Annotated in this window: 1 protein-coding gene; it reads right to left on the bottom strand. The window is 60.8% G+C overall.

The features are described from left to right. Positions 1 to 952, bottom strand: a 952-nt coding sequence (locus tag NW860_RS10315) for an ABC transporter ATP-binding protein (RefSeq protein WP_414514028.1), incomplete at both ends; no start/stop codon positions are given.

Genomic DNA, 952 nt, shown 5'->3' with positions numbered 1-952 from the left:
GCTCCCGCCCCACAACGATCTTCTGGGCATTGCCGCCAGAATAGCGGCGGGCCGTCAGGGAAATGCTGCGGGGGCGAACGTCGAAGCTCTCCACCACCTGGCGGGCATGTTGGTCAATGGCCTCTTCCCGAAAAAATCCCAACCAGCCGGTATACGGCTTTTGATGGTGATCCCCCAGGATCAGGTTGTCGCGGGTGGGGAAATCCAGCACCAAACCTCTCACATTGCGATCTTCGGGGATATGACTCAGACCCCAGCAACGCACCTGTCGGGCCGAAGCAGACAGGGATCCGGCTCCATAGCGAATTTGGCCGCGGTAGCTTCTCAAGCCGGTGATCGCCTCCACCAATTCCGTTTGGCCGTTTCCCTCCACACCGGCAAGGCCCACAATCTCGCCGGCACGTACCTGGAAGCTCGCCCCCGCCACCGCCGGCTTCCGCCCCGGTATATCCACCCACAGATCTCGCACATCCAGCAACACCTCCCCAGGGGTAGCGGCCTTTTTTTCAACGGTCAGACTGACTTCCCGCCCCACCATCAGCCGCGCCAGTTCCTGGGCATCGGTTTGGGCAGTGGGCAACGTCGCCACCACCTTGCCATCCCGAATGACGGTGACGCGGTCGGCCAGTTGCATTACCTCCTTCAGCTTGTGGCTGATGAAAATGACAGCTCCCCCCCGCTGGGCAAAGCGGCGCAAAAACGCAAACAGCTCGCCTGCCTCCTGCGGAGTCAACACTGCCGTCGGCTCATCCAAAATCAAGATGCGGGCCTTGCGGTAGAGCATTTTCAAGATCTCCACCCGCTGCTGTAGGCCTACCGGCAGATCCTCCACTCTGGCGTCGGGATCCAGATGGAAGCCCATCTCGGTAATCAACTGAGCCACCTCAGCCCTGGCCCGCCGGAAATCGACCTGAAAAAGATGCCCGGGTTCGGCCCCAAGAACCACGTTTTC

Source organism: Synechococcus sp. F70.1, assembly GCF_047502745.1.
Lineage (GTDB): Bacteria > Cyanobacteriota > Cyanobacteriia > Thermostichales > Thermostichaceae > Thermostichus.
The sequence above is the reverse complement of the archived record's forward strand: the minus strand, read 5'-3'. Positions and strand labels throughout refer to the sequence as shown.